The sequence below is a fragment of the Micromonospora sp. RV43 genome, from assembly GCF_001029515.1.
Taxonomy (GTDB): Bacteria; Actinomycetota; Actinomycetes; order Mycobacteriales; family Micromonosporaceae; genus Micromonospora; species Micromonospora aurantiaca.
The window spans coordinates 1-22910 of sequence record NZ_LEKG01000122.1 but is presented as its reverse complement, the minus strand read 5'-3'; the positions used below and the strand labels follow the sequence as shown (position 1 = coordinate 22910).

At 74.3% G+C, this 22910-nt stretch carries 23 protein-coding genes; 5 read left to right on the top strand and 18 right to left on the bottom strand.

The window, feature by feature from the left end:
* From ABD52_RS25505 to pepN, 8 genes are all read right to left on the bottom strand, one after another.
* A partial coding sequence (locus ABD52_RS25505) for a ComEC/Rec2 family competence protein (RefSeq protein WP_047893496.1) occupies positions 1-1415 on the bottom strand: 1415 nt, incomplete at its 3' end.
* 188 nt (positions 1416-1603) lie between these two features.
* Positions 1604-2407 (bottom strand): ComEA family DNA-binding protein, encoded by an 804-nt coding sequence (locus ABD52_RS25500; protein ID WP_191971118.1) that lies wholly within the window; start codon positions 2405-2407, stop codon positions 1604-1606.
* 484 nt (positions 2408-2891) lie between these two features.
* A complete protein-coding gene (locus ABD52_RS25495) occupies positions 2892-3668 on the bottom strand; it encodes an SDR family NAD(P)-dependent oxidoreductase (protein ID WP_047893493.1) in 777 nt (258 codons plus the stop codon).
* A gap of 9 nt (positions 3669-3677) precedes the next feature.
* The gene (locus tag ABD52_RS25490; protein WP_013287994.1) at positions 3678-4532 is read right to left on the bottom strand and encodes a DegV family protein; all 855 of its coding nucleotides are present in this window, start codon (positions 4530-4532) and stop codon (positions 3678-3680) included.
* A 48-nt stretch (positions 4533-4580) separates the two neighbouring features.
* The gene (locus tag ABD52_RS25485; protein WP_047893492.1) at positions 4581-5210 is read right to left on the bottom strand and encodes a histidine phosphatase family protein; all 630 of its coding nucleotides are present in this window, start codon (positions 5208-5210) and stop codon (positions 4581-4583) included.
* On the bottom strand, positions 5207-5611 hold the full coding sequence (gene rsfS / locus ABD52_RS25480) for a ribosome silencing factor (RefSeq protein ID WP_013287996.1): 405 nt from the start codon (positions 5609-5611) through the stop codon (positions 5207-5209). The genes ABD52_RS25485 and rsfS overlap by 4 nt, the downstream gene beginning before the upstream one ends.
* A 110-nt stretch (positions 5612-5721) precedes the next feature.
* Entirely contained in the window at positions 5722-6318 is a 597-nt protein-coding gene (nadD, locus tag ABD52_RS25475) for a nicotinate-nucleotide adenylyltransferase (RefSeq protein WP_013475510.1), read from the bottom strand.
* An 82-nt stretch (positions 6319-6400) separates the two neighbouring features.
* The gene (pepN, locus tag ABD52_RS25470) at positions 6401-8917 is read right to left on the bottom strand and encodes an aminopeptidase N (RefSeq protein ID WP_047893491.1); all 2517 of its coding nucleotides are present in this window, start codon (positions 8915-8917) and stop codon (positions 6401-6403) included.
* 66 nt (positions 8918-8983) lie between these two features.
* Between pepN and ABD52_RS25465 the strand changes: the two genes are divergently transcribed.
* Positions 8984-9202, top strand: coding sequence for a DUF397 domain-containing protein (locus ABD52_RS25465; RefSeq protein WP_013287999.1), 219 nt, complete (start codon positions 8984-8986; stop codon positions 9200-9202).
* Positions 9203-9209: 7 nt separating this feature from the next.
* On the opposite strand, the gene ABD52_RS25460 is transcribed toward ABD52_RS25465, so the two are convergent.
* Positions 9210-9596 (bottom strand): hypothetical protein, encoded by a 387-nt coding sequence (locus ABD52_RS25460; protein WP_047893490.1) that lies wholly within the window; start codon positions 9594-9596, stop codon positions 9210-9212.
* A gap of 238 nt (positions 9597-9834) precedes the next feature.
* Between ABD52_RS25460 and ABD52_RS25455 the strand changes: the two genes are divergently transcribed.
* Together ABD52_RS25455 and ABD52_RS25450 are read left to right on the top strand one after the other, a co-directional pair.
* Positions 9835-11118 carry a cytochrome P450 gene (locus ABD52_RS25455; protein ID WP_047893489.1) on the top strand — a complete coding sequence of 428 codons (1284 nt, stop codon included), beginning with the start codon at positions 9835-9837 and terminating at the stop codon, positions 11116-11118.
* Between the two features lie 129 nt (positions 11119-11247).
* Positions 11248-12339, top strand: a complete 1092-nt coding sequence (locus ABD52_RS25450; protein WP_047893488.1) for a glycosyltransferase family 2 protein — start codon at positions 11248-11250, stop codon at positions 12337-12339.
* A 64-nt stretch (positions 12340-12403) separates the two neighbouring features.
* Here the strand turns inward: ABD52_RS25450 and ABD52_RS25445 are convergent, their stop codons facing one another.
* Genes ABD52_RS25445 through ABD52_RS25435 form a run of 3 tightly spaced genes read right to left on the bottom strand, consistent with a single transcriptional unit; the run spans position 12404 to position 14308 of the window.
* On the bottom strand, positions 12404-13042 hold the full coding sequence (locus tag ABD52_RS25445) for a DUF3618 domain-containing protein (RefSeq protein WP_013288003.1): 639 nt from the start codon (positions 13040-13042) through the stop codon (positions 12404-12406).
* The gene (locus tag ABD52_RS25440; RefSeq protein ID WP_013288004.1) at positions 13039-13491 is read right to left on the bottom strand and encodes a phage holin family protein; all 453 of its coding nucleotides are present in this window, start codon (positions 13489-13491) and stop codon (positions 13039-13041) included. The genes ABD52_RS25445 and ABD52_RS25440 overlap by 4 nt, the downstream gene beginning before the upstream one ends.
* A gap of 31 nt (positions 13492-13522) precedes the next feature.
* Positions 13523-14308 carry a hypothetical protein gene (locus ABD52_RS25435; RefSeq protein WP_013288005.1) on the bottom strand — a complete coding sequence of 262 codons (786 nt, stop codon included), beginning with the start codon at positions 14306-14308 and terminating at the stop codon, positions 13523-13525.
* Positions 14309-14517: 209 nt separating this feature from the next.
* Between ABD52_RS25435 and ABD52_RS25430 the strand changes: the two genes are divergently transcribed.
* Positions 14518-14982 (top strand): DUF4383 domain-containing protein, encoded by a 465-nt coding sequence (locus ABD52_RS25430; RefSeq protein ID WP_176739879.1) that lies wholly within the window; start codon positions 14518-14520, stop codon positions 14980-14982.
* Positions 14983-15067: 85 nt separating this feature from the next.
* Positions 15068-15727, top strand: coding sequence for a DUF6766 family protein (locus ABD52_RS25425; protein ID WP_047893486.1), 660 nt, complete (start codon positions 15068-15070; stop codon positions 15725-15727).
* A gap of 3 nt (positions 15728-15730) precedes the next feature.
* Here ABD52_RS25425 and ABD52_RS25420 read toward each other — a convergent pair whose 3' ends face one another.
* The 6 genes from ABD52_RS25420 to ABD52_RS25395 form a co-directional block, all read right to left on the bottom strand.
* Entirely contained in the window at positions 15731-16180 is a 450-nt protein-coding gene (locus ABD52_RS25420; protein ID WP_013475503.1) for a GNAT family N-acetyltransferase, read from the bottom strand.
* 59 nt (positions 16181-16239) lie between these two features.
* Positions 16240-17691 carry a GTPase ObgE gene (gene obgE, locus ABD52_RS25415; RefSeq protein WP_013288009.1) on the bottom strand — a complete coding sequence of 484 codons (1452 nt, stop codon included), beginning with the start codon at positions 17689-17691 and terminating at the stop codon, positions 16240-16242.
* 90 nt (positions 17692-17781) lie between these two features.
* Positions 17782-18036, bottom strand: coding sequence for a 50S ribosomal protein L27 (gene rpmA, locus ABD52_RS25410; RefSeq protein WP_013288010.1), 255 nt, complete (start codon positions 18034-18036; stop codon positions 17782-17784).
* Positions 18037-18047: 11 nt separating this feature from the next.
* The gene (gene rplU / locus ABD52_RS25405) at positions 18048-18362 is read right to left on the bottom strand and encodes a 50S ribosomal protein L21 (protein ID WP_013288011.1); all 315 of its coding nucleotides are present in this window, start codon (positions 18360-18362) and stop codon (positions 18048-18050) included.
* 302 nt (positions 18363-18664) lie between these two features.
* Positions 18665-21925: an Rne/Rng family ribonuclease gene (locus ABD52_RS25400; protein ID WP_047893485.1), complete on the bottom strand. Its 3261-nt coding sequence runs from the start codon at positions 21923-21925 to the stop codon at positions 18665-18667.
* 130 nt (positions 21926-22055) lie between these two features.
* Entirely contained in the window at positions 22056-22775 is a 720-nt protein-coding gene (locus ABD52_RS25395) for a TIGR03936 family radical SAM-associated protein (RefSeq protein ID WP_082171387.1), read from the bottom strand.
* Between the last annotated feature and the right edge of the window lie 135 nt (positions 22776-22910).

Sequence of the window (22910 nt, the reverse complement as noted above, 5' to 3'; positions counted from 1 at the left end):
CCACCCGCCCACGGTAGGTTCCCGGCCGGCAGGTCCGCCCCGTACGCGGCCACCGCCACCAGCCAGCGCGCCGGCCAGCTCGCCAGCCAGGCGAGGAACTCCGCGCCGCCCGGCCACAGCGGCGACAGCACCGCCGCCAGCACGCCGAGTACGGTGGCCGGCGCGACGGCCGGCACCGCGAGCAGGTTCGCCGGTACCGCCACCAGACTCACCGTCGCGGACAGTCCGGCGATCACCGGGCCGCAGGCCAGTTGCGCGGCGGCAGGCACCGCGAGCGCCTCGGCGAGCCCGGCCGGTACGCCCCGGCGCCGCAACGCGTCCCGCCATCCCGGCGCGAGCAGCAGCAGTCCCCCGGTGGCGCAGACCGACAACGCGAAACCCGGGTCGCCCGCGAGGTCCGGGTCGTACAGGACCAGCCCGGTGACAGCGGTGGCGAGCGCAGGCAGCGCCGACCGGGACCGCCCGGCGGCGAGCGCGGCGAGCCCGATCGCGCCCATCGCGGCGGCACGCACCACGCTCGGCGAGGGCCGCACCAGGATGACGAACCCGACGAGCGCGAGGACGCAGAGCACGGCGGCGGTACGCGGGCCGGCGCGCGCCCAGCGGGCCAGCAGCAGCACCGCTCCGACGACGATCGCCACGTTGGAGCCGGACACCGCGTTGAGATGCGTCATCCCGGTGGCCCGGAAGTCCTCCTCCACCTCCGGCAGCAGCCGGCTGGTGTCGCCCACCACCAGACCCGGCAGCAGCCCGCCCGGCGCATCGGGCAGCGGCTCGCAGGCCCGTTGCAGCCCGGCCCGCAGCACCCCTGCCGCTCGTTGCGGCCACGACGCGTCGCCGCGCAGCGTGGGCGGGTCGGCGGTGGAGAGCACGGCGGCGGTCAGGTCACCGCCGCGCGGGGCGGCCAGCCTCCCCCGGCTGGTGACCCGCTGCCCGGGAAGCAGTGGACGCCAGGCCGGGTCGGTGGCGAGCACCAGCGCGCGTACGGGGCCGGTGACGCGGGCACCGCCGGGGCCGGCGAGCCGGATCAGATCCACGCGGACCAGCAGCATCGGTTGCCGGCCGGGCGCGCCGCGTACCGGGCGGGGATCGTCGCGCAGCACCAGCTCGGCGGTGACCGGGGCGCGGTCGGTGACGAGCGCGCGGATCGGGGCGGCGTCGCGGACCGCGACCCGCGCGCCGGTGGCCGCCGCGCCGCAGAGCACACCGAGCAGCACGGCGACCGCGATCCAGCCGTAGCGGCGGGCAGTCGCGCTCGGCCGGCCCAGCACGCCGCCCAGGTGCAGGCCCGTGAGCAGAGCCAGCGCGGCGGCGACAGCGGCCACCCACACGGTCGACCGGACACTCAGGTGCAGCCCGGCCAACGCGGCGAGCCACGCGGCCACCGCCAGTCCGGCCAGCCGCAGGTCGGGCACGTCGCGGTCCGGCGCCTTACCGTCGGTGGTGCCGGAGGCTGCGGAAACGCCCCGGCCACGCTCACCACCCGCCGCAGCGCCGGGCAGCACCCGCTCCGCGCCGATCGCCGCAGCACCCACTCGATCCGGGACGCTCTCACCGGCGAGGCCGGGGCGATCCGGCGCCCGGCGCGGTCCGTGTCGGGCGGTCACACCGTCACCAGTTCCTTGAGCTGCTCGTACCGGGCGTCGCCGATGCCGTCGACCTGCCGCAGGTCGGACACGGACCGGAACCCGCCGTTGCGGTCCCGGTGGTCGAGGATCCGCTGCGCGAGCACCGGGCCGACGCCCGGTAGCGCGTCGAGCTGGGCCAGCGTCGCGGTGTTGAGGTTGACCGGGCCGGCGGGCGCCGCCGAGCCGCCCGGCGCACCGCCGCCCGCCGCCGGGCCGGGTGCGGCCTGCCCGGGTGGGGCGGTGACGCCGACCAGGATCAGCTCCCCGTCCGTGACCTTGCGGGCGGGATTGAGCAGCGCCACGTCGACGCCGGGCAGCGCACCGCCCGCCGCCTCGATCGCGTCGGCCACCCGCGCGCCGGCCGGCAGGCGGACGAGGCCGGGGCGCCGGACCTTGCCGGCCAGCGCGACGACCACCTGACCGGGTGAGCCCGCCGACATCGGCGCTCCGGGAACCGCGCCGGTCGTGGCACTCACCGGCGCCTCGGAGGAGGCCGCGACCGGCTGGACGGGCTCGGCGCTGGGACGCGCGCGCCACGCCCAGACGGCAGCCGCCACGACCACCACTGCGGCCACCGCCGCGAGCGCGCGTACGCCCCGGCGGCCGGGATCGAACGCCCCGGGGCCGGGCAGCCGCGACGCGAGCCCACGCTCGGTTGCCGGAACGTCGCCTATGCCGTCGGCGTCCGGATCGGCGGGGGCCGGCTCCGTCCCGAACGAATGCTCCCGCCCGCTGTCGTGCTCTGGAAAGCCGGGGCGCAGGCCGGGAACCGGCTCGATCTCGTCCGTAGCAGGCCCGGGCCGAGCTCGGAGATCGGGCCAGGGGACGCCGAGGGCGGGCCCGGCGCCGGCACCGGCCCCGAAGACCGGCCCGGCTTCCCCGAGACCGGACACGCGAGCGGGCCCGGAGACGCGGCCGAGACCGGACACGCTGCCGGACCCGGACACGCTGCCGGACCCGGACAGGGACGGCCCCGGCCGCCGCGAGGACCGCTCCGCCCTGCCCGACTCGCCCAAGCTGTCAGCGGGGATCGGCGGAACAGCAGCGGCATCCGTGAACCCGAACAGCCGGGCGAGCCGCCGCCGTACCGTCGTCTCCTCGTCGTCTGGCACGGCTCGGGACGCTACGGCGACCACTCGACCCGCATCGGCCGGTGAGTCCTCGCCTGTGGACAGCACGGGCACTGTGGACAGCCACCCGATCAAGCCCCGACTCTGCTAAGTGTGCCCGGGTGACGGATCGCCGGCGGCGGGCGTGGTCACGTCAACGTGCCTCCGGGTCCAGCCCGAGCACCGCCCGTCCCCCGTCGACCGGCACCGTCGCGCCGTTGACGAACGAGGCGCGGTCGGAGAGCAGGAACGCGACCACCTCGGCCACCTCGTCGGTACGCCCGATCCGGCCGGCCGGGTGCAGACGGGCCATCTCCGCGTCGACGTGCGCCGCCTCCTCCGGGTCGAGCCCGGCGAGGTAGGCGGCGTGCCGTTCGGTGTGGATGGAGCCGAGCGCGACCGCGTTGGCGCGGATTCCGCGGGGACCGTAGTCGACGGCGAGCGCCCGGGTCAGGCCCTCCAGCGCGGCCTTCGCGGTGGCGTACGGCAGGGCGCCCGGCACCGCCCGGCGGGCCTGGTGGGAGGAGACGTTGACGATCGCGCCGCCGGTCCCAGCCGCAAGGAACCGGCGTACGGCGGTGGCGGCCCCGGCCACGGCGGGGCGCAGGTTGAGCGCGATCAGGTCGACGACCTCGCCCGCGGGCGCACGGTGCAGGTCGGCGTCGCGGAAGACGGCGGCGTTGTTGACCCAGCCGGCCAGCGGCGCGTACGCCTCGGCGCGGTCGGCGGCCCGGCCGGTGACCGTCTCGTCGCCGGCGTCCCCGGTCACGGCGTGCAGCCGGTCGGCGAGCGGATGCCGGGCCAGCCAGTCCAGCGCGCCGGTGTCCCGCTCGACCACGACCACTGTGCCACCGTCGGCGGCCAGCCGTTCGACGACGGCCCGCCCGACGCCGCGCCCGCCGCCGGTGACGACGTACGACAGCAGGCTCATCCGGCCACCCTAGGGCGTGCGGCGGTGAACCACCACGCAGGCCAACCCGGGTCCGGCGTGGGCGGCGACGACGGCTCCGGCCTCGGTGACGTACGTGTCGCGCAGGCGGTCGCCCAGCCGCTCGGTCAGCGCCGCCAGCAACTGCTCGGCCCGCTGCGGCGCGGCGAGGTGGTGCACCGCGATGTCCACAGGGGCGTCGCCTGCCGCTTCGACTGCGAGGTCGACCAGACGTGCCACGCCCCGGCTGGCGGTACGGACCTTGTCCTTGACCACGATCGCGCCGTCCGGCATGTGCATGATCGGCTTGACTGAGAGGGCGGTGCCGAGCAGCGCCTCGGCCGCGTTGATCCGGCCGCCCCGGCGCAGGAACTCCAGCGTGTCGACGTAGAAGTAGATGGTGGTACGGGCGACCGCGTCCAGCGCCGCGTCGCGTACCCCGGTCAGGTCGGCGCCCCGCGCGGCGGCCGCGGCGGCGGCGAGCGCCGGGAAGCCGAGGCCCATGCCTGTGGATCGGCTGTCCACGACTGTGACGCGGTCGTCGCCGACCTCGGCGGCGGCCAGCCGGGCGGCTTCGACGGTGCCGGACAGTTCGGCGGACAGGTGCACCGACACCACGCCGTCGGCGCCCTCGGCGAGCAGCGCGCGGTAGACCTGCGCGAACTGTTCGGGCGCGGGCCGGGACGTGCTCACCGAGACCCGCCGGCCGCTCAGCGCGCGGGTGGCGTCGGCCGGGGAGGTCTCGACGCCCTCCAGCCCTTCCGCGCCGTTGAGGACGACTGTGAGCGGGACGACTGTGAGCCCGCGTGCGCGGACCAGGTCGGGGGGCAGGTAGGCGGTGGAGTCGGTGACGACCGCGACGGGCATGACCGGCACGCTAGCCGATGGCGCTGTGACGTGCCGGGGCCGGAGGTGTCAGACCGCGTCGGTGAGCGCCGGCTGGGTGATCAGGCCGACGTTGTGTGCGCGCAGGTGCCAGCCCCGGACGTCGTCGTGGCGCAGCTCGGTCCAGTGGCAGTTCGCCAGCGAGCCGAGGCTGCGCAGCACCGTGTGGTCCCAGCCGAGCAGGTGCCCGACGCCCTGCCGGGCGCCGCCGCCGTGGGTGGTCACCACGACGGTGCCGCCGGTGGCCAGGTCGGCCGCGTCCTGGAACCCGGCGCCGAGCCGGGCGCCCAGGTCGCCCAGGGGCTCGATGCCGGCGCCGGGGTCGGGGTCGCCGGCCCGCCAGCGGGCGTACTCGTCGGGGAACCGCTCGGCCACCTCGGTCAGGGTGAGGCCCTGCCACTGGCCGAAGTGCCGTTCGCGCAGCCGGGCGTCGGAGCGGACCGGCAGCCCGGTCAGCGCCGCGAGCGCGGCGGCGGTGTCGGCGGCCCGGCGCAGGTCGCTGGCGACGATCGCGTCCGGGCGCAGCGCGGCCAGCACCGGCGCCGCGGCGCGGGCCTGCTCCCGGCCGAGGTCGTTGAGCGGCACGTCGGTCTGACCCTGGACCCGGCTCGCGGCGTTCCAGTCGGTGTTGCCGTGCCGCCAGATGATCAGGCGGGTCATTCCGCGGTGGCGGTGCCGGCGGCCGAGTCGGCCAGGTCGCGATCGGTGAACGGGATCTGCGGGCAGTCCTTCCAGAGCCGGTCGAGCGCGTAGAACTCGCGCTCCTCGGTGTGCTGGACGTGGACCACGATGTCGACGTAGTCGAGCAGCACCCAGCGGCCACCCCGCTCGCCCTCGCGGCGCACCGGCTTGGCCTTCTCCGGCAGCTCCAGCAGGCGCTCCTCGATGGCGTCGACGATGGCGAGCACCTGACGCTCGTTCGGAGCGGCGGCCAGCAGGAACGCGTCGGTGATCGCGAGCTGGTCGCCCACGTCGATGATGACGATGTCCTGTGCCTTCTTGTCGGCCGCGGCCTGGGCGGCGGCCATCGCCAGCTCGTGCGCGCGTTCGGAAACTGTCACCGTTCTCCTTCGATCAACCGTGCGACCCACCAAGCCTCTCACACCCGGCGGTGTGCCGACTTGTCAGTTCTGGTCGATTTCAGGCATGAAACGGGACGTACGGGCGCGAATCACCGCTGGTAGAGACGCCGTTTCGCGATGTACTGCACCACACCGTCGGGCACCAGGTACCACACCGGCTCCCCCCGGGCGACCCGCGCGCGGCAGTCGGTCGAGGAGATGGCCATCGCGGGCACCTGCACCAGGCTCACCGAGTCGGCCGGGAGGTGCTTGTCGGTGAGTTCGAAGCCGGGCCGGGTCACGCCGATGAAGTGGGCCAGTTCGAGCGCCTCGTCCAGGTCCTTCCAGGAGAGGATGCGCTCCAGGGCGTCCGCGCCGGTGATGAAGAACAGCTGCGCCTTCGGGCCGTACTCGGCGTGCAGGTCGCGCAGCGTGTCGACGGTGTAGGTGGGACCGCCCCGGTCGATGTCGACCCGGCTCACCTGGAAACGCGGGTTGGAGGCGGTGGCGATCACCGTCATGAGGTAGCGGTCCTCGGCCGGGGTGACCGCTTCCTCCGCCTTCTGCCACGGTTGCCCGGTCGGCACGAAGACGACCTCGTCCAGGCCGAACCGGTCGGCCACCTCGCTCGCCGCCACCAGGTGCCCGTGGTGGATCGGGTCGAACGTGCCGCCCATGATGCCGACCCGCCGGATGTCTTCCTCCACCCAGCGATCGTAGGCCGCGCGCCGGACGGGCCCGGGCGGGGTCGGCCACGCCGAGCGGATCAGCCCGCCCGGCGTGCCCCGGTCAGGCCGACGCGGCGGCCACAGCCGTCCGGGCCACGAGCGCCCGGCGCATGTCGTCGTCCAGGTCGGTCACCCATCGCCGCAGGCCGGGCGTGAGGTCGTCGCGGGCCAGCAGCGCCGCGGCCATCTCCCGGGTGGGTTGCGACACGGCGTAGCGGGGGTACGCGGCCACCGTGACCGCGTCGGCCACCCACGCGGTACGCAGACGCGCCGCCGCCGGCATGTCGGTGAAGTAGCGCTCCACGTACCCGGCGGTCAGCTCGGCCTGCTCGGGCTGCCAGAAGCCCTCGGCGGTCGCCTCGACGAGCCGGTTGGACAGCTCGGTGCTGCGGGTGACGATCTCCCAGGCGGCCCGTTTCGCGTCGGCGTCGGGCAGCGCGGCCCGGCACGCGGCGGCCTGCTCGGCGCCGGTGGCGCTGCGGTCGCCGTCCGCCTCGGCGTCGATCTCCGGCGCACCGGCGGCACCGAGCACCACGAGCCGGCGCAGCACCGCCCAGCGCAGGTCGGCGTCGACCGCGAGCCCCGGCGGCACGTCCTTGCCGGCGAGCCAGCCGGTCAGCATGGCCGTGTCGGTGGTGGCGCCGATCAGACCCCGGACCGCCGCCAGTTGCAGGGAGCCGCCAGCGGGCGCCGAGTCGAGCAGCGCCCCGCAGGCGGTCGCCACCCGCAGCAGCGCCGCGTCCCGGGCGAGCGGGCCGAGGTAGCGGTCGATCAGCCGGCGGCTGAGCAGCAGCACGTCCTCGACGATCGTCACCTCGGTCTCGGCGGGCAGCGCCGCCGCGATCAGCCCGGCGAGCGCGCCGGCCGGCCGTTCCCCGTCGGTGACCGCGTCCAGCGTCTCGGCCCAGAGCAGCGCCCGGGCCAGCGGGTCGTCGAGCCCCGGCAGCAGCAGCGGCACCGCGTCCGCCGAGGCCGGGTCGAGGCGGATCTTGGCGAACGTCAGGTCACCGGCGTTCGGCAGCACGAGCCCGGTGGCGGGCCGCCCGACCAGCTCCGGCAGCGGCGTGCGACCGCCGTCGGCGTCGGGTTCGAGGTCGACCTCGAACCGGTACGCCGGGCCGTTGGCGGTGTGGTGGGCCACCCCGATGCGGTGCGGCCGCTGCACCGGGTGGCTCGCCGGGGCGGTCTGCACGATCGCCACCTCGGTCCACCGCCCGTCGGCGTCCACAGCGGTGTCGACCCGCAGCGTGTTCACCTGCGCGCGGCGCAGCCAGCGTTCCGCCCAGCCGTCCAGGTCGCGGCCGCTCGCCGTACCCAGGGCGGCCAGCAGGTCGGCGAGCGTGGCGTTGCCGAACCGGTGCGCCGCGAAGTGGGCGTTCAGCCCGGCCAGGAACGCCTCGTCACCGAGCCAGGCGACGAGCTGGCGCAGCACGCTGGCGCCCTTGGCGTACGAGATGCCGTCGAAGTTGAGCAGCGCCTGCGCGGCGTCGGCCACCTCCTCCGGTGCCACCGGGTGGGTGGAGGGACGCTGGTCGGCGGTGTAGCCCCACGCCTTGCGGCGGCTCGCGAACGTGGTCCACGCCCGGTCGAACCGGGTCGCCTCGGCGGTGACCCGGGTGCCCAGGTATTCGGCGAAGGACTCGTTGAGCCAGAGGTCGTCCCACCAGCTCATGGTGACCAGGTCGCCGAACCACATGTGCGCCATCTCGTGGGCGATGGTGGTGGCGCGCAGCTCCCGCTGGGTGTCCGTGACGGCGGAGCGGAAGACGTAGTCGTCGCGGATCGTGACCAGGCCCGGGTTCTCCATCGCGCCGGCGTTGAACTCGGGCACGAACGCCTGGTCGTACTTGCCGAACGGGTAGCGCTCGGCGAACAGCTCGTGGAAGCGGTCGAAGCACTGCCGGGTGACGGTGAAGATCTCCTCGGCGTCGGCGTCCAGGTGGGCCGCGAGCGAACGCCGGCAGTAGAGGCCGAGCGGGATGCCGTCGTGCTCCGCGCGCAGCACGTGCCAGGGCCCGGCGATCAGCGAGACGAAGTAGGTGGCCAGCGGCTCGGTGGTGGCGAACTCCCAGCGCCCGGGCGCGGGGCGGTCGGCGAGCGGCCCGTTGGCGGCGACAGTCCACTCCGGCGGCGCGGTGACCGTCAGCGTCACCGGCGCCTTCAGGTCGGGCTGGTCGAACGCGGCGACGATGCGCGGCCCGTCGTCCAGGAAGGACATCGCGTAGAGGTAGGTCTCGCCGTCGGCCGGGTCGACGAAACGGTGCAGCCCTTCGCCCGTGTTGGAGTAGGCCATCTCGGCCTCGACGGTGAGCGTGTTCGTCGCGGCCAGGCCGGTCAGCGGCAGCCGGTCGCCAGCCAGCAGGGCCGGGTCGAGGGCGCGGCCGTTGAGGCGGGCGGCGAGGAGTCGGCGCGGCTTGACGTCGACGAAGGTCTCGGCGCCGGGGGTGGCCCGGAACCGGATGGTGACGGCGGAGCGGAACCGCTCGGCGTCGCCGGTCAGATCGAGGTCCACATCGTAGGACTCGACGGTGATCGACGCGCGGCGCGCGGTCGCCTCTGCACGGGTGAGGCTCGGCATCCGCTTATCCTGCCCGATGAGGTCCGCTCGGGCCGTCTCGTTACGCATGGCGATGGAGGAACAGCGATGGGTCAGCACCCCAAGGGCGATTTCGACCTCTCCCGGGCGGTTTGGCAGCGGGCTGAGGGCGACACCTCCGAGGGAGCGGTCGAAGTGGCCTTCGTCGACGACCTGATCGGTATGCGCAACTCCGCCGAGCCGGACGGGCCGGTGCTGGTCTTCACGCAGGCCGAGTGGGACGCGTTCGTCGCGGGCGCCCAGGACGGCGAGTTCGACCTGGACTGAGCGCGCCTCAGTCACCGTCGCCCCAGCCGAGGCCGCCCGGACCGGGCGCGTGGTGGAAGCCGGGGTGACCGGCCACGTCGGCGCAGCGCTCGCCGTCGGGCCCGGCGGCGTCGCAGAACAGCCGCTCGGCGCGGTGCCAGGCGTCCGCCGGGGACAGCGCCGCCGCGCCGAGCGCCAGCTCCGGGCGGAGCAGGCCGAGTGCTTCGGCGTACGCCACGGCCTGCTCCCGCGCGACGGCGGGATCGGTGGCGGCGAAGCCCAGGTGCACGGTGAAGTAACGCGGCGGGCGGCCGGCGGCGCGCCGGGGCGTGCCGATCAGCGGCCCGTCGCGGCCGTCGCCGCGCAGCCGGGCCGGTGCCTCGCGGCGCCGTCGTGCCGCCCTGTCGTCACGCATCGGTGCCCTCCCCCGTGGTCGGTGACGCCCGCCGGACGTCGCGGCGGCGGGCGGCGGGCCGGTCGCCGCCGGTCCGCGAACCCGAGCCAACCAGCTTTTCCGTGCCCGGGGAGGGGCCAGCACCGGCTCGCGTGGCCGGCCCCTCCCCCACGGGGCCGGAGCTGCTGGAATGGAGGGTTCGGCCGCGCCGCCCCGGGTAGGTAGGCAGCGCCGCCGAACCGCGTCAGGAGCAGCCGAGATGAGCACCATGCCGAGCGACCGGAGCCCGGACAGCACGCTGGCGTTCCTCCGGGAGGGCTACCGCTTCGTCGGCGACCGCTGCGACCGCCTCGGCACCGACGTCTTCCAGACCCGGCTGCTGCTGGAGCCGACGATCTGCCTGCGCGGCCGGGAGGCCGCCGAGCTGTTCTACGACGAGGAGCGGTTCGTCCGGCGCGGCGCCATGCCGATGCGCGGGCAGCGCACGCTCACCGGCGTCGGCGGCGTGCAGGGCCTCGACGGGCAGGCCCACCTGGTCCGCAAGGCGATGTTCATGTCGATCATGACGCCGGCCGCGATCCGCCGCCTCGGGGAGATCTTCGACGAGCAGTGGCGGGCCCGGATCCCGGTCTGGGCCGAGGGCGGCCCGGTGGTGCTCTACGACGAGGTGGGAAAGATCCTGACCCGTACGGTCTGGGCCTGGGCCGGGGTGCCGCTGGCCGAGGCCGACGTGCCGCGCCGCACCGCCGAGATGCACGCGATGATCGAGGCGCCGGCCGCGCTGGGCCCCCGGCACTGGCGCGGACGGTTCGGCCGCCGGCACGCGCAACGCTGGGCCGGCGACCTGATCGAGCGGGTACGCGCGGGCGCGGTGCCCGCCCCGGAGGGCAGCGCGCTGGCGGTCGTGGCCGGGCACCGGGACGAACGGGGCCTGCCGCTGCCCCGCCGGATCGCCGCCGTGGAGCTGCTGAACGTGCTGCGCCCCACCGTCGCCGTGGACCGGTACGTGGTCTTCGCCGCGCTGGCGCTGCACGACCACCCGCACTGGCGGGACCGGCTACCCGGCGACGATGCCGCGACCGAGCAGTTCGTGCAGGAGGTACGCCGCTACTACCCGTTCTTCCCGGTCGCCGCGGCCCGGGTACGCCGCTCGTTCCAGTGGCGGGGGTACGCGTTCCCGCAGGGCCGGCGGGTGCTGCTCGACCTGTACGGCACGAACCACCACCCCGACGTGTGGCCCGAGCCGGAACGGTTCCGCCCGGAGCGTTTCGCCGGCTGGCGCGACGACCCGTTCGGCCTGGTCCCGCAGGGCGGCGGAGACCACTACACCGGCCACCGCTGCGCCGGTGAGTGGATCACGATCGAGCTGATGAAGCGGGCGGTGACGAACCTGACCGGCGCGATGAGCTACCGCGTACCGCCGCAGGACCTGGCGCTCGACCTCGGCTCCATGCCGGCGTTGCCGCCCGCCGGGCTGGTGCTCGACGGGGTACGCCCGGCCGACGGCGCACGCCCGGCCGGTGGGGTACGCCCGCCGCGCTGAACCGGGCCAAGCCGGGGTCGATCTCGCCGGCCGCGATATCCGGCTGCGCTACCCGACACAGCCCGCCCGAAACGGTTTCAGCAGCCGCATTCCGGGCAAGTCGCGTCACCCGGCAAGAGGGGAGACGACATGACCCGACCGACCGCCGCGCCGCCACGCGACGAGGGCGCCGCGTCCGCGCCGGTCCGGCTGCCGATGGCGTACGTCCTGCCGCTGCGCGCCCACGACGACGGCGGCCTGGACGAGCTGACCGGGTACCTGCGCGAGCTGAGCCGGTGGGTCGACGTGGTGGTGGTCGACGGATCGGCGCCGGAGCTGTTCGCCCGGCACGCCGAAGCCTGGCGCGGGCTGGTCCGGCACGTGCCGCCGGACCCGGCGCTGCGCGGGCGCAACGGCAAGGTGCTCGGCGTACTCACCGGCGTCGCGCTGGCCCGGCACGAGCACGTGGTGATCGCCGACGACGACGTCCGGTACGACCGGGCGGCCCTGTGCGCGGTGCACCAACTGCTGGACGGGGTGGACCTGGTCCGCCCGCAGAACCACTTCGACCCGCTGCCCTGGCACGCCTGGTGGGACACCGGCCGGACGCTGCTGGCCCGCGTGTTCGGCGGGGACTGGCCGGGCACGCTCGGGGTGCGGCGGAGCACGTTCCTGGCGATGGGCGGCTACGACCCCGACGTGCTCTTCGAGAACCTGGAGCTGGTCCGCACCGTGCGCGCGTACGGCGGCAGCACCGCCACCCCGGCGTGGCTGTACGTGCGGCGGCTACCGCCCGCCGCCGCGCACTTCCTCGGGCAGCGCGTCCGCCAGGCGTACGACGAGACGGCCCGGCCGGTGTGGCTGCTCGCCGCGCTGGCGGTGCTGCCGGCGACGGCTGTCGCGCTCGCCACCCGCCGGCCCGGGCTGCTGCTGCTGCTGCGCGCCGGACTGGCGACCGTGGCAGTGGCGGAGCTGGGCCGGCGACGGGCCGGCGGCGCCCGGGTCTTCCCGGCGCACACCAGCCTGGCGGCTCCCGCCTGGGTGCTGGAACGCGGCCTGTGCGCCTGGCTGGCGGTGGGCCGGCGGCTGCGCGGCGGCGTGCCCTACGCGGGCGCCCGGATGCGGACGGCGGCCCACCCCACACGTGTCCTGCGCCGGCGGATGACGCGGCGCCGCCCCGACGATCTGGTGCTCTGGGTGGAGACCGGGGCGCTGCCCCCACCGTTGCGCGCCGAGGTGTAAGGAAGGGCCCCTTCTTATCGCCTGGCGATAAGAAGGGGCCCTTCCCAACCGAGAGCGCGGACCTTCAGGACCGCACCTGCTCGGCGCTGTGCCGGACGTCGTGGGCGGCGGCGCGGCCGTCGTCCTTGACGGTGTGCGCGGCGTCCTGCGCGGTGGCCTTCACCGACTCGGCGGCGTGCTGCGCCGGCTCGCGCAGCTCCTCCTTCAGCTCACCGGCGACCTCGCCCAGCTTCTCCTTCACCACCCCGCCGTGCTCGGCGGCCTTCTCCTTGACCTGCGCGGCGACCTGCTGCTCGCGGCGGGTGGCCGGGATCAGCGAGGAGACCAGCATGCCGACGCCGAAGGCGATCACGCCGGCGGCGATCGGGTTGCCCTCGGACTTGCGCCGCACCACCTGCGGCGCCCGGTGGGCCGCGTCGCTCACCGTGGCGGCGGCGGACTGCGCCTTGTCGCCCACGGAGGAGGCCATCGAGGAGGCGTGGTCGCCCACCGAGTGGGCGGCGTGGCCGGTGCTGTGGCCGAGGTCCGAAGCGGTTCCCATCACCTTGTCCTTCACGTTCGTCAGCGCGCTGCGCACACGCTGCTTGCGGTCGTCGACGATGCGGCTCGGGCTGACCTTGTACGCCAGGGCGTCCACGTCCGAGCTGAGGTTGTTGCGGGTGGCTTCGATCTCGCGGCGGATCTGCTCGGGATCGGTGCTCATCGGATGACTCCCTCCGGGTGCGGCTTGAGCGCGTCGGGGATGCGCTGCACGCTGTCGTTGGTCTGCTTCAGGCCGCGGATCCGCTCGGCGTTCTTCTTGCCCATCGAGTACAGGACCGCCGCGACAGCGGCCCAGATGACGGCCACGATCAGCGCGGCCAGCCCGGAGTCCATGACGTTGTCGAGGAACTGCCAGATCGCGATCGAGACGAAGAGCGCCACCATGTAGCCGCCGAAGCCGGCGCCGCCGAACAGTCCGGCGGCCTTGCCCGCCTTCTTGCCCTCCTGGCGGATCTCCGCCTTGGCCAGCTCGACCTCCTGGCGCATCAGCGTGGACAGGTCGGTGGTGACCTGGCGCATCAGGTCGCCGAGCGAGCTGCCGCGCACCTCGTCGGCGTGGGGCGGGGCACCAGCCGCCTGATAGCCGGGGTCCTGCGTGGGTACGGTCATGCCGTCGCCTCCCTTCTGCCGCTGCGGCCGGTCACGGGCGGGGAGCGCCGGTCGACGGGACACCCGGCAGCGGGTCGGTGCGCTCCGGCGGCGGCAGCGGCTGACCGGTGCCACCCGCCGGGTCGGCCCAGGTGTTCGGGGCGCCGCCGGCCGGGTAGGTCGCGCCCGGCGCGGAGTAGCCCGGGTCCGGCTCGGCGTAGCTGCCCGGCGTCGGGTCGAGGTAGCCGCCCGGCGGCACCTGGTCCGGCACCTCACGGGCGGTCGGGATGACGGCGGTGCGGTCCGGGTCGTACGCCGGCCGCGCCGTGCTGTCGTCGCCGATCGCGGCGATGTTGCGGGTGAGCCGCCCGGCGACCACGCCGAGCAGCGCCGCCCCGACGAGGAACGTGCCGGGGTTGCGGCGGGCGTAGGTCTTCACCTCGTTGAGCAGGTCGCCCGGCTCGCGCTGCTCCAGCCAGCCGGCCACGCCGTGCACGCGCTCGGCCGCCTGGTGGGCCAGCTCGGTGACCGGCCCGGAGCCGCCACCCTGCTGCGCCATGGTGCGCATCTCGTCGGCGAGCGACCGCAGTCCGCTGGCGGCGCGCTGCTGCTGCTGACCGGCCTGCGCGGTGACCTGGCTGCGGGTCTCGCCGTAGAGGTCGCGGGCCTGCCGCTTGGCCTCGCCCACCACCTCCCGGCCCTGCTCCTTGGCGGTCTGCGCGACGGCGCCGCCCGCGTTCGCGGCGTCGGAGCCGACCTGGCGGGCCTGGTCACGCACACCGCCACCACCGTTCGTCGACTGGTACGTGGCCGAACTGGGGGAAAGATCCTGAGTCATGGTGTCCCTTCCGCTCGTACTTCCCAGCGGGTGTCTTCGGGGGGTACGCAGATTTGTTTCCGCGTGACAAGTGCCCTACCCCAGGTCGGCGGCTCCATGCCTGATTCGTGAATTCTCTGCGGGACCGGCCCGCCCCGATCAGACAATGAGGTGCCTGCCCGCCCGGGGCGGCGGCGAGTTCCACGGGGGTGACAGGGATGGCACGTGACGTGCGCGAACACGCGTCCGCCCGGCCTGCGGTGCAGAAGGTAGCCCTCGCGGCGGCGGCTCTCTTCGCGCTGATCGGCGTGCTCGGCTTCGTGCCCGGCATCACCACGCACTACGGCGAGATGACGTTCGCCGGGCACCACTCCGAGGCGAAGCTGCTCGGGGTGTTCCAGGTGTCGGTGCTGCACAACCTGGTGCACCTGCTGTTCGGGCTGGTCGGTCTGGTGATGTCCCGGCGGCTGGCCGGCGCGCGGGTCTTCCTGGCCGGCGGCGGCGCGCTCTACCTGGTGCTGTGGCTGTACGGCTTCGCCATCGACCGGGACACCTCGGTCAACTTCGTACCGGTGAACGACGCCGACAACTGGCTGCACCTGGCCCTCGGTTTCGGCATGCTCGCCGCCGGCCTGCTGCTGAACAACAACCTCGGCACCGGCACCCGGGTGGAGGCCCCCTTCGACCGCCCCTGACCAGGCGCGACACGCCGGTGCGGCGTTTGCCCCGGCCCGACGTCGGGCAGGAGGGCAACCGCGAGCGGGTCGAGGAGGTCCGGCGATGCCACGGTGGTTGCGCGACAACATGCTCTCGGTCGCCATGCTCGGCGCGTTCCTGGTCTTCCTGCTGCTCCAGAGCGTGTTCGGCTGGCAGGTGCACAACGAGGAGCTGAGCCGGTACGGCGCCGAGCCGCTGAGCTGGTGGGCCTATCTCGGCACCGGGCACTTCGCCGAGGCGGTGTTCGAGAACTGGGAGTCGGAGTTCCTCCAGATGGGCGGCTACGTGCTGCTCACCGCGTACCTGGTGCAGAAGGGCTCGGCCGAGTCGAAGCCGGAGGACCAGACGGACCGGCCGGAGGACAACCGCGACCACGCCCGCCCCGATTCACCGTGGCCGGTACGCGCCGGCGGGCTGCCGCTCGTGGTCTACCGGAACAGCCTGGCCATCGCACTTCTGATGATCTTCGGGGGCGCGTTCCTGGGGCACCTGTTCGGCGGCGTGGCCGCCTACAACCAGGAGCAGGCGCTGGAGAGCGGCGCCGCCCCGATCAGCGCGTGGCAGTTCCTCGGCACCAGCGACTTCTGGTTCCAGTCGATGCAGAACTGGCAGAGCGAGTTCCTCGCCGTGGGCGTGCTGATCCTGCTCAGCATCGTGCTGCGCCAGCACGCCAGCCCCGAGTCGAAGCCGGTCACCGCGCCGCACGCGCAGACGAGCGCCTGAGCGTCAGGCCGCCACCGGCAGCCGCTTGGCGAAGCAGACGCTGTACGGGTTGTCCACGTACTCGCCGTAGACCGGGATCGGCTCGTAACCGCTGGACCGGTAGAGCCCGATCGCGGCCGGCAGGTAGGTGCCCGTCTCCAGGCACACAGTGCGGTGCCCCTGCTGGAACGCCAGCTCCTCCAGCGCCACGAGCAACTGCCGGGCGATGCCCCGCCCCCGGTACGCCGGCCGCACGTACATCCGCTTCAGCTCGCCGGTGTCGGCGTCGAGCGCCTGGAGGCCGCCGCAGCCGACCGCCCGGCCGCCCACCACGGCGGCCAGGTAGTGGATGTCGGTGTGCACGACTGTGACCTGCCCGTCCAGCCCGCCGTCCGCGTCGCGCAGCTCACGCTGCTGGGCGACGACGAGCGCGGCGATCTCCGGATCGGTGGCGGGACGGGACTCGATCAACATGCCCGTACGCTAGATCGGCCGGATTTCGCGCAGGTTTCCCGCCACCGACCCGCAAACGGCTACTCGGCGTCCGCTTCCGCCGCGGGCGCGGCCTCGACCTCGTCCTCCGGCCGGACCCGGCGGGCCTTGCGGGCCGCCAGCCGGTCGGACGCCGACGGACGGTTCGACTTCTCCTCCAGCCGTACGTCGGTGCCCCGGTTACCGGGCACGAAGTCGACACCGGCGTAGAGCGTCGGCTGCCAGTCGAACTCCCGGTCGCCGATGCGCACCAGGTCACCAGCCTGCGCGCCGGCCTTCGCGAGCTTCTCCTCGACGCCGAGGCGGGCCAGCCGGTCGGCCAGGTAACCCACTGCCTCGTCGTTGTCGAAGTTGGTCTGCTTCACCCAGCGCTCCGGCCGGCTGCCGCGCACCGTGTACGAGCCGTCCGGCTCGGCCTCGATGGTGAAGCCGGCGTCGTCGACCGCCTTCGGGCGGATCACGATCCGGGTCGGCTCGGCCGGTGGGGCGGCCCGGCGGCCCTGGTCGACCAGCTCCGCCATCGCGTACGTCAGCTCCCGCAGGCCCTCCCGGGTGGCGGCCGAGACGTCGAACACGCGCAGGCCGCGCGCCTCCAGGTCGGGGCGGACGATGTCGGCGAGGTCCTTGCCGTCCGGCACGTCGACCTTGTTGAGCGCGACCAGCCGGGGCCGGTCGGCCAGGCCGCCGTACTGGGACAGCTCCGACTCGATGGCGTCGATGTCGGCGAGCGGGTCGCGGCCGGGCTCCAGCGTCGCGGTGTCGATCACGTGCACCAGCACGGCGCAGCGCTCGACGTGGCGGAGGAACTCCAGGCCCAGGCCCTTGCCGCTGGCCGCGCCCGGGATCAGGCCCGGCACGTCGGCGACGGTGAAGGTGTGGTTGTCCACCCGCACCACGCCCAGGTTGGGCACCAGCGTGGTGAAGGGGTAGTCGGCGATCTTCGGCTTGGCCGCGGAGATCACCGAGATCAGCGACGACTTGCCCGCCGACGGGAAGCCGACCAGGCCCACGTCGGCGACGCTCTTGAGCTCCAGCACGACGTCCAGCCGGTCGCCGGGCTCACCCAGCTCGGCGAAGCCCGGCGCCTTGCGGCGGGCGTTCGCCAGCGAGGCGTTGCCGCGCCCGCCCCGGCCGCCCCGGGCCGCCTCGAACGTGGTGCCGACGCCGACCAGGTCGGCCAGCACCTCGCCGTCGAGGCTCTGCACGACGGTGCCGTTCGGCACCTTGATGACCAGGTCACGGCCGTTGGCGCCGTCCCGGTTCGAGCCGGCGCCGCCCTTGCCGTTCTCGGCCTTCAGGTGCGGCCGGAAGTGGAAGTCGAGCAGCGTGGTGACCTGCGGGTCGACCACCAGCGACACGCTGCCGCCGTGGCCGCCGTTGCCGCCGTCCGGCCCGCCGAACGGCTTGAACTTCTCCCGGTGGATCGAGACACAGCCGTGCCCGCCGTCGCCGGCCTGCATGTGCAGGACGACCCGGTCAACGAACGTCGTCACGACGCCAATCCTTCCAGCGGGGTCCGCCCCGCACGGGGAAAAGCGAAGCGGGCCGGGACTCGAGGTCCGCGGCCCGCAACGCTTACAGAACTACTGCTGAGGCACGATGCTGACGGTCTTGCGACCGCGCTTGGTGCCGAACTGCACCGAGCCGGCGGCCAGCGCGAACAGCGTGTCGTCGCCGCCACGGCCGACCAGGTCACCGGGGTGGAACTTGGTGCCACGCTGACGGATGAGGATCTCACCCGCGCTGACGACCTGACCACCGAAGCGCTTCACGCCGAGCCGCTGGGCCGCGGAGTCACGGCCGTTACGCGAGCTGGACGCACCCTTTTTGTGAGCCATTGGAGGACGACCTACTTCCCGCTGGAGATGCCGGTCACCTTGACCTGGGTCAGCGGCTGGCGGTGACCCTGGCGCTTGTGGTAGCCGGTCTTGTTCTTGAACTTGTGGATCCGGATCTTCGGGCCCTTGGTGTGCGCGGCGATCTCGCCGGACACCGCGACCTTGGCGAGCTTCGCCGCTTCGGTCACCAGGTCGTCACCGTCGACGAGGAGCACCGCGGTGAGCTTCACCGCGTCGCCGGGGGCACCGGCGAGCTTCTCGACCTCGATCACGTCGCCCTCGGCGACCTTGTACTGCTTGCCGCCGGTCTTGACGATCGCGTACATCGGAGGCGGACTCCCTGTCGTTGAGGCTGCTGGCGTCTATTGCACCGTTGCCGGCTGTCACACCGTCGACGGTCGTTCCCACGGCGTCTCGCCGGGAGCCGTGACACCGGCGGCGCGGGCACGCGGGAACTCGGCACACCAAAGTGCGCCGCAGGCAAGCGTACGCCATACCCGGCCCGCCCCCCAAACCGGGCTGCCGGTCGGTGCCTCTCCGCCCTGCTCGACGGACACGACAGGGCCCCCGCCCCGCCTCTTCCCGGCGGATCGGGGGCCCTGTTCGCGCAGGTCAGCGCGCTAAAGCCTCACGGCCGCGTACGCCGCCGGGCACCACCACGGCGCGCCCGCCGGCGCGGGGCGCCGCTGTCGTCGTCGTTGTCTCCGTCACCGATCGCGTCCGGGTCGTCGGCGGCGGCCAGCCGGGCCGAGTCGCCCTCCTGGCTGTCCGCGATCGCCGGGGCGGCGGGCGTGTCCGTCTCGAACCGGGACAGGTCGTAGCCCTGGGTGTCGTAGTAGTCGTCGTCGGTCTCGACCACCTCGGCGACGGTCCGCTCCGGGGCGGCCGGCGTCTCGGTGACTGCCTGCGGCTGCGCGGAGGGCTGCTCCGGCGCGGCCTCCACCGCGGGCTTCTCCGCGGCGGCCTTGCGGCCCCGGCGGCGGCCCTTCTCCTCGGCCGGCGCGGCGACCGCCGAGGCGACCGCCTTGACCTTCTCCCCCGCCCCGCCGCGCGGCTTCTCCGGCACCGGCTCGGTGTGGATGATCACGCCCCGGCCCTTGCAGCACTCGCAGGTCTCGCTGAACGCCTCCAGCAGGCCCGCGCCGATGCGCTTACGGGTCATCTGCACCAGGCCGAGCGAGGTGATCTCGGTGACCTGGTGCTTCGTACGGTCCCGGCCGAGGCACTCGGTGAGCCGGCGCAGCACCAGCTCCCGGTTCGACTCCAGCACCATGTCGATGAAGTCGATCACCACGATGCCGCCGAGGTCGCGCAGCCGCAGCTGACGCACGATCTCCTCGGCCGCCTCCAGGTTGTTGCGGGTGACCGTCTCCTCCAGGTTGCCCCCGGAGCCGGTGTACTTGCCGGTGTTGACGTCGACGACAGTCATCGCCTCGGTGCGGTCGATCACCAGCGAGCCGCCCGAGGGGAGGAAGACCTTCCGGTCCAGCCCCTTGAGGATCTGCTCGTCGATCCGGTACTCGGCGAACACGTCCGCCACCCCGGCGTGCCGGCGCAGCCGCGCCACCAGGTCCGGCGACACGTGCGACAGGTACGACTCGACCAGGTCGTACGCGGGCTCGCCCTCGATGACCAGCTCGCGGAAGTCCTCGTTGAAGAGGTCCCGGACCACGCGGATGACCAGGTCCGGCTCCTCGTAGAGCAGCACCGGAGCGCCGCCCTCGGTCGCCTTGGCCTGGATGTCCTCCCACTGCGCCTGGAGCCGCTTGACGTCGCGCGCCAGCTCGTCCTCGCTGGCACCCTCGGCCGCGGTCCGGACGATCACCCCGGCGCCGTCCGGCACCAGCTTCTTCAGCACGTCCCGCAGCCGCTTGCGCTCGGTGTCGGGCAGCTTGCGGCTGATCCCGGAGGCGTTGCCGTTGGGCACGTAGACCAGGTGCCGGCCGGAGAGCGCGATGTGGCTGGTCAGCCGCGCGCCCTTGTGCCCGATCGGGTCCTTGGTCACCTGCACCAGGACCGAGTCGCCGGAGCGCAGCGCCTGCTCGATCGAGCGGGCCCGGCCCTCCAGGCCGGTGGCGTCCCAGTTGACCTCACCGGCGTACAGGACCGCGTTGCGCCCGCGCCCGATGTCGACGAAGGCCGCCTCCATGCTCGGCAGGACGTTCTGGACCTTGCCCAGGTAGACGTTTCCGGCCATCGTGCCGGACGAGTTCCGCGTGACGTAGTGCTCCACGAGCACGCCGTCCTCGAGCACCGCGATCTGGGTGCGGTCGCCGCGCTGGCGGACCACCATCACCCGGTCCACCGCCTCGCGGCGGGCCAGGAACTCCGACTCGCTCAGGATCGGCGGCCGCGTACGCCGCTGCTCGCGGCCGTCCCGCCGGCGTTGCCGCTTGGCCTCCAGCCGGGTCGAGCCGGAGACACCCTGCACCTCGTCGACCGGCTTGCGCGGCTCACGGATCTTGACGACGGTCGGCACGCCGTCCTCGGCGGCGGTGTCCGCCTCGCCGGCGCCCCGGCGGCGACGACGGCGACGGCGACGGGTCATCCCCTCGCCCTCGGCCTCCTCGTCCTCCGCCGGCTCCTCGGCCTCACCCTCGGCCTCGGCCGCGGCGGGCTCCTCGACGTCCTCGTCGTCGGCCTCGTCCGCGCCGCCCTTGCCCCGGCCACGACCCCGGCGGCCCCGGCGGCGGCGACGCCGGCCCGCGGCCGTCTCGTCGTCCTCGTCCCCCTCGGCGGTCTCCTCGGCCTCGGCGGCGAGCTCCTCCTCGGCGACCTCCGGCTCGACCTCGGCCTCGACCGGCTCGACCTCACGGCGGCTGCGACGGCGGCGCCGGCCGGTCTCGACCGCTTCCTCGATCGGCTCCTCGGCGGCCGGGTACGTCACCTGGACGGCCGGCGCCTCGTCGGGCTGCGGCGCCATGAACAGGACGGTCGGCGCGGAGAGCGCGGCACGACGCCGGCGGCTGGTGGCCGGCGGCGTCTCGGCCGGCTCCTCGGCCGCGCGCGGCACGGCGGCACCCGTCGACACGACGCCCGTCGCATCGGCCGGGCCGCCGCTGCGGGCCAGGTTCACCTCTTCGGTACGCGCAGCCGCGGCGCTCGCGTCTGCCACGGCCTCGGCCTCGGCGTCCTCGCCGGTGGTCTCACCGATGCCGCCGGTGCTCGCCTTGCCGGCGCCGGCGGCCTTGGTCCTGCTGGTGGTGGCCCTGCGCCGGCCGGTGGGGGCCTGCGGTGCAGTCTCGGCGGCGGTACCCGCGGTGACGGCCTCGCCCGGTGCGGCGGTCTCGCCGCCGTCGATGTCGGCGCGTCCCTCGGCGATCAGGTCGCCACCGGGCGCGGAGACCGGTCCGTCGATCACGCCGTCCGCGGGCGCCTGCCCCGCGGCGGTGGTCTCGTCCGGCGCGACGGTCTCGGCAGCCGGCGTGGCCTTGCGACGGCGGGTCCGGGTCACCTTGACCGGCGGCACGACCTCCTCCGAGGCGGCCTCCACACCGGCCGCGGCCACCGGCTCCTCGACCGCCTTCGCCGGCGTCGCCTTACGACGCCGCCGGGTGGTCTTCGGCGCGGTGTCCAACTCACCGGCCACCGGCGCGAGCACCTCGGCCTGCGGCGACTCGCCGCTGCCGGTCACCGTTGTGGACGCCTCGACCGGCGCGTCGGTCTGCTCCGGCTGGTTCAGCGGAGCGGCCTTGCGGCGGCTGGCCCGCTTACGGGCGGGCGGCTTGGTCTCCGCGACGCCCTCCACGGTGCCTTCCGTGGTGGCTCCCCCGGCGCCGGCAGAGGTCGCGCTCGCGGCGCTGCCGGAGGCGGTGGTGGCGCTGTCGGCGGTCGTCCCGGCCGGCTCTGCGCCGGTCCGTTCGCTGCCCTCGGGCTCGTTCTCGAGCATGGACGTTCTCCAGTTCTGGCCGCCCCGGGCGCGGGTGAGCGCTGCCACGCAGGGTTGCCGCAAAGGTGTTTCCGCCGGGCGCGCAAACGCGCGACCGCCGAAGTCTGCCTGCCAGAGCGTTGACCGACGGTCAGCGCTCTCCGATGGTTGCCCCGTCGCGATCCGCTTCCAACGGATCGACGATCTCGCCCTGCGCGGTCAGCGTGCCCTGCGCCAGCCGGATCACCTTCGGGGTGACCGGCGGCTCCAGGGCGGCCACCGCACGGAGGCCGGACAGGACGTCATCGGGCCGAACGGACGGGGTGACCTGCCGCACGACCAGTTCGAGTATCGCACACGGTACGGCCGCCGCCCCGGAAGGCGTCTCAGCCGGAGCCATGGCATCGATCGACACCACTGCCGCACGGGCGTCGAAGGTACGCCGCCCCTGCTTGGTCATCCGCTCGACCTGGATCTCCTCGGCAGCCGTGAAGGCAGCCACGGCCTCCGCGAGCACCTTCGGGTCGACCTCGGGCAGTTCGATCCGCCAGTACGACGCCTCGATCCGGTCCGCCAGGCTGCCGCCGACGGCCTCCACCGCGTCGAGCACGTCGAGCCCGGGCGAGAGAGCGGCGTCGAGCGCCTCACGCAGCCGTGCCGGGTCGACCGGCTCACGGAGCCCGATCTCCAGGTACTCGGCCTCGCTCGCCACTCCCGTCGGGGCGGCCGAGGCGTACGAGATCTTCGGGTGCGGGGTGAACCCCTGAGAGAAGGCGATCGGCACGCCGGCCCGGCGCAGCGCGCGCTCGAAGGCCCGGGCGAAGTCCCGGTGCGAGGTGAACCGCAGCGGCCCACGCTTGGCGTACCGGATACGGACCCGCTGGACGACGGGGGCCTGGCCGCCCTCGGGTTGAGGCTTTCTGGCGATCGTGAGCTCCTCGGCTGTGCCTGCGTATCGGTCTCATCCTGACGCAGCGCCCACCGCGCCCCACACCCGGGGCCACCC